We start from the raw sequence: 4,795 nt of genomic DNA, 5'->3' as shown, positions 1-4,795 counted from the left end.
TTCCCCCGCTCCGCGTGGGAATGCCTCAAGGGCCGCTCCGCGTTCCAATGGGACGCAGAGCGTCCCGGGCTGCATTCCCACGCAGGAGCGTGGGAACGATCAGTCCTTCACTGCGGCGGCCGCTGCGGTTTTACTGATGTACCAAACGTGTTGCCCATCCGCGTACTGGTCGCCGCCGGTGTCGCCAGTCCGACCTGATTGGGCGCGCGCTTGTGCACCGGCACATTCAACGCTTCCATGTTCTTCTGCGCCGCCGCCGCGCCGTCAGGGTTGTTGCCCATCTGCTGGCTCAGGCAATCGTAATTCGGCGCCTTGTAACCGCCGACCGTGACCTCGACACAACCCAGCGGCTCCTCCGCCTGCGCTGCACCCACCGTCATCAGCAAGACCCACATCCACCGCGTTTTCATGTCCGCCTCCTGGCCCGCCCGAATGGGCCGCTCTGGAGTTTGAGTCTAGTGCAAGCGCGGGGCAAAACCCGTGATGGTTTTTTTGCACTGCCCGTCATACCAGAGTCATAAATGCCCCGCAGGATAGCGATTTTCAGGGGTGCGCCAGTCGTGCAGCGAGGCAGTTCGCGGATCAGTCTTCAGCGCTCGGCGACGCTTGTGCGCCGCGCGGGTCTGGGCTGGCTGCTCGGTCTGCTGACCTGCGCGGCCAATGCTGATCCGGCAGCGGCGGACATGCGCATGACCTTGCACATCCCGGCGCAGGAGCTGGCCCGGGCGTTGGATCAATACAGCCGCGCCACGGGCGTTGCCGTGCTGGTCGATAGCCAGTTGAGCCGGGGCCGTCGCTCCCTCGCCGTGGATGGCGAATTCACCGCCGCCGATGCCTTGCGCCATCTGCTCGGCGGCACCGGGTTGATGGCGCGTTACGCCCGCGCCGACGCGTTCACCTTGCAAGCGGCGCAGGTGGAAGACCTGCCAGTGCCGACGGACAAACCCACGCCGGCTGCTGTCGCGGTCAACCGCAGTTACGCGACGGCGGTGCAAGCGGCGATCGAGCGCAAGCTGTGCCGTTCGCCGCTGACCCGGCCGGGCAGTTATCGCGCGGTGTTGCAGGTGTGGGTCGGGCGCGACGGCGTGGTGCAGCACAACCGGTTGGTCACTTCGACCGGCGATGTACGGCGCGATAACGCGCTGGTGGAAAGTTTTCGCAACCTCACAATCGATCGGCCGACGCCCAGCGCCTTGCGCCAGCCGGTCACGTTGCTGTTGTTACCGGAGTCGTCAGGGAAACGCATGGAATGCACGAGATGGGAAGGAGTTTCCGGGGGATGAAAGACGCCGGACAAAGCGTGATGGGCCAGTTGTTCCTCAGCTCCTACGAGGATTTTCGCGTGCGCCTGCGCCGCCGCCTCGGTTCCGAGGACCTGGCCAACGACGTGCTGCACGAAACCTGGCTGCGGGTCGATCGCATGGAGACCCCGCCGAACCTGCTCAAGCCCAACGCCTATCTGTATCGCATGGCACTCAACATCGCCGCCGACCGCCGTCAGGCCGATGCGCGCCTGCTCACCGGCACCGAAGTCGAGGAACTGCTGCAACTGGGCGACGAAGCCCTCGACCCGGCGCGGGTGGTTGGCGGGCAAAAGGAGATGCAGGCCCTGCTCAGCGCCTTGTACGAACTGCCGGCACGACGTCGGCGGATCTTCATCGCCGCGCGGCTGGAAGAGGCGCCACACCTGGAAATCTCCCAGCGTTTCGGCATTTCCACGCGCATGGTTGAAAAGGAAATCAAAGCCGCGTTGGGCTTCTGCGCAGCGAAACTGGAAAGAAAAGTGTTTCAGCGGTTCGGTCGCGGGGCCGGAAAACCGTCTAGCGAATAGTGACCCGATTAATCCGTTGAGAATTTGCGCGTTTGAACATCTTTCGACTGAAACCCGCCGAGCCTTCGGCCACCGAGTCTCTGCACAGCGAAGCCCACGACTGGCTGATCCTGCTGACCTCGGGCCGTGCCACCGTCGCCGACGCCCGCGCCCTGCGCGAATGGTGCGCGCAGAGCGGCGAACATGCCCGGGCGTTCGAAGAAGCCAAGCGGCTATGGCATCACCTGCAACCGGCCGCCGAAGCCGTGCAGGGCCGACGCAGCTTCGGTCGACGGGCATTTCTCGGCGGCGCGATTGCCGCATCCGCCGCGTTCCTGCTGGTGCGCGGCACGATTCCCGGTGGCTTCGAAGGACTGGGCGCCGACTACATCACCGAAGTCGGCCAGCAACGGCGGGTCGAACCGGCACAAGGCGTCAGCCTCGAGCTAAATACTCAAACCCGCATCAACCAACGCAGCGTCGAAAACGGCGTGCAGGGCTTTGAACTGGTCAGCGGCGAAGTCGAAGTGCAAACCGCACGCCTGCCACTGGCGATGCAGGCCGGGGCAGGGTGGTTGCGCGCCAGTCAGGCCCGCTTCAACCTGCGCAACACCGACCAGCAAGTCTGCGTGACCTGCCTCGACGGCACGGTCGACGTCGCCATCGAAGGCCGCAACCTGCGTCTCGAAGCGGGCCAGCAAGTCACCTACGACGCACGGCAAATCGGCAACGTGCAAACCGTCGACACCGCCGCCGTGATGAACTGGCGCCAACAAGTGCTGGTGTTCAACGGCGCGACCCTCAGCCAGATGATCGACGAAATCAACCGCTACCGCCCCGGCATGCTCCTGCTGCTCAACCGCGAACTCGGCCAACGCCGCGTCCAGGCCCGCTTCAACCTCGACCAACTCGCCGGCGTCGCCCTGCTGATCCGCGATGCCTACGGCGTCAAATGCACCGAACTCCCCGGCGGCGTAGTCGTCCTCAGCTAACCAAAGCCCAGCGCGATCCAACTGTAGGAGCTGCCGAAGGCAGCGATCTTTTGATCTTGCTTTTGCTTTCTGTGGAAGCTGGCTTGCCAGCGATGACGGTCTAACAGCCAACCAAGCTAAAGCTGACTGCCCCTAATTCAATTGTGGGAGCGAGCTTGCTCGCGAAAGCGGTCTCCCAGCCGACCAATATCTTCCGGTCGCACTCGATCCCTGTGGGAGCTGGCTTGCCAGCGATGACGGCCTAACAGCCAACCAACCTAAAGCTGTCTGCCCCCAACCCAATTGTGGGAGCGAGCCTGCTCGCGAAAGCGGTCTACCAGCAACAACAATATTGACTGACCCACCGCAATCACGAGCAGGCTCACTCCTACAAAAAAACCGCGGTGATCCCGGCTATTGCAACAACCCAATCACCTGCCGATACCGCTCAACCCCCTGCGCCGTCTGCCGACTCAAACGAATCTCCAACCCCAACGGATCCTCCCGCCGATTCCCGCTCAACTGCCGCCATCCCTTATCCACCTCCCAAACCCGCACCTGCACATCACTCACCTCACTCAACACTGCAACCCCATTCCCAGGCCCGGGCAACGGATAGCGACTGCGCGCTTCAGCCACCGCCCGATACAACGTACCCCCCTTGACCCACCACCGAACCCGCTGCAACGCTCCCGGCTGATCCGCCGCGCTACGAATAATGTCCAGCCGAAACCCCTTGCCGTCGCTACTGCGCACCGTCACCGCTGGCGGCGCAGTCGGCGCCTCATCCTCAGCCCCGACCTTGCGCGGCTCGCTCAACTCCACCCCCGCGCGCATGTCCACATCCCGCTGCAACTGATTCAACACCCGCAACAACCCATCGCTCTGCTCACTGCTCGCCTGCAAATGACTGTCCGCCCGCGTCACACTGTCCAGCCCCCGCCAGGCGATCAGACTCACCACCGCCATCAGCAAAATCGCGACCATCACCTCAATCAGAGTGAACCCTTGCTGAGTCTTCATTGAATACTGATCCGCCCACTGCCATCGCGCAGCACACTCAGCCGATTGGCCCCATCAGACAAAATCAGCCGCAACGGCGGATTGATCCACTCGGCATTCAGCACCACCGTCTGCCGGGGCTCCACACGCACCTCCACCTTCGGGCTCTGCCACGCACGCGGGCGCAACTGCGCATCCTCCTTGAACGACTCAAACCCCACGCCATCATCCCCCCGCCGCCCAAAGCGAAACCCCTTGGCATCCGTCACCCACACAATCGGCCGCCCATCCGCGCGAGCCTCGGCTTGCGCCACCTGCAACAACTGCGCAACCCGCTCGGCATCCTTGCGCAACAACTGCAACGGATCGGGCCTGATACTCAAACTGATCGCCGCACTGGCAATCCCGATGATCACCAGCACCACCATCAACTCGATCAACGTAAAACCCTGCTGCCTGCTCATCACCCACGCGCTCCTTGGCGTCCCACCCCATCGTGCCCGGCGAACATGTAAGGCATGTGAAATAAAACGGAGAGAATTGCCGCGTAGGCTGGCAACAGGGACAACAAGGAGCGACAACCCATGAAATTCACCACACGGATTACCCCAGCGCAAACCGTCCAGGCCCTGGCCCTGCTCACCGCGCTGGTGGGCGTCGCGACATGGTCGTCGCTGCTGCTGACCTCGGCGGAATCCCACACACCCGCAGCCGCCCCGCAAGTGCTGGCGGCGAGGAGCGATAGCCCGGCGTTGCAGTGGTTTTCCAATGAGACAGCGCCGGTGGATATCAAGGTGAGTGGGGTGATAGCGGGCGGAAGTGGGACGGTGGCGATATTGAGTTTGAATGATGGCGCGCCGAGGAGTTTTTTGGTGGGGGAGAAGGTTGGGGTTGGGGTGAGGTTGGTGGGGGTTGAGGGGGATGGGGTGGTGATTGAGCGGGGTGGGGAGAGAGTGAGGTTGGAGGTTGAGAGGTTGGGGGACGGGGTGCTTTTCCCGAGGTTAACCCGGCC

The 4,795-nt window shown here is 63.3% G+C and carries 7 protein-coding genes; 4 read left to right on the top strand and 3 right to left on the bottom strand.

Features of this window, described 5'->3' with window-relative positions:
- Positions 1-107 precede the first annotated feature (107 nt).
- A complete protein-coding gene (locus QMX86_RS27360; RefSeq protein WP_225914458.1) occupies positions 108-395 on the bottom strand; it encodes a hypothetical protein in 288 nt (95 codons plus the stop codon).
- A gap of 165 nt (positions 396-560) precedes the next feature.
- Here QMX86_RS27360 and QMX86_RS27355 point away from each other — a divergent pair, with 165 nt between their 5' ends.
- From QMX86_RS27355 to QMX86_RS27345, 3 genes are read left to right on the top strand one after another with little or no spacing between them, the layout of a single operon-like run.
- Complete coding sequence (locus QMX86_RS27355; RefSeq protein ID WP_071172670.1) at positions 561-1,283, top strand: secretin and TonB N-terminal domain-containing protein; 723 nt, start codon at positions 561-563, stop codon at positions 1,281-1,283.
- Positions 1,280-1,831 carry an RNA polymerase sigma factor gene (locus QMX86_RS27350; RefSeq protein ID WP_122698125.1) on the top strand — a complete coding sequence of 184 codons (552 nt, stop codon included), beginning with the start codon at positions 1,280-1,282 and terminating at the stop codon, positions 1,829-1,831. Before QMX86_RS27355 ends, QMX86_RS27350 begins: the two co-directional genes overlap by 4 nt.
- Before the next feature lie 32 nt (positions 1,832-1,863).
- A complete protein-coding gene (locus tag QMX86_RS27345) occupies positions 1,864-2,802 on the top strand; it encodes a DUF4880 domain-containing protein (protein ID WP_282384748.1) in 939 nt (312 codons plus the stop codon).
- A 393-nt stretch (positions 2,803-3,195) separates the two neighbouring features.
- Here the strand turns inward: QMX86_RS27345 and QMX86_RS27340 are convergent, their stop codons facing one another.
- Together QMX86_RS27340 and QMX86_RS27335 are read right to left on the bottom strand one after the other, a co-directional pair.
- The gene (locus QMX86_RS27340; RefSeq protein WP_282384746.1) at positions 3,196-3,804 is read right to left on the bottom strand and encodes a prepilin-type N-terminal cleavage/methylation domain-containing protein; all 609 of its coding nucleotides are present in this window, start codon (positions 3,802-3,804) and stop codon (positions 3,196-3,198) included.
- Entirely contained in the window at positions 3,801-4,247 is a 447-nt protein-coding gene (locus tag QMX86_RS27335) for a GspH/FimT family pseudopilin (protein ID WP_073471095.1), read from the bottom strand. The genes QMX86_RS27340 and QMX86_RS27335 overlap by 4 nt, the downstream gene beginning before the upstream one ends.
- A gap of 120 nt (positions 4,248-4,367) precedes the next feature.
- On the opposite strand from QMX86_RS27335, the gene QMX86_RS27330 reads away from it, so the two are divergent.
- The coding region (locus QMX86_RS27330; RefSeq protein ID WP_282390426.1) for a type II secretion system protein N at positions 4,368-4,795 on the top strand (428 nt) is incomplete at its 3' end.

This window comes from Pseudomonas sp. PS01270 (assembly GCF_029959775.1).
Classification (GTDB): domain Bacteria; phylum Pseudomonadota; class Gammaproteobacteria; order Pseudomonadales; family Pseudomonadaceae; genus Aquipseudomonas; species Aquipseudomonas atacamensis.
This window is presented reverse-complemented; position numbering and strand designations above follow the sequence as displayed.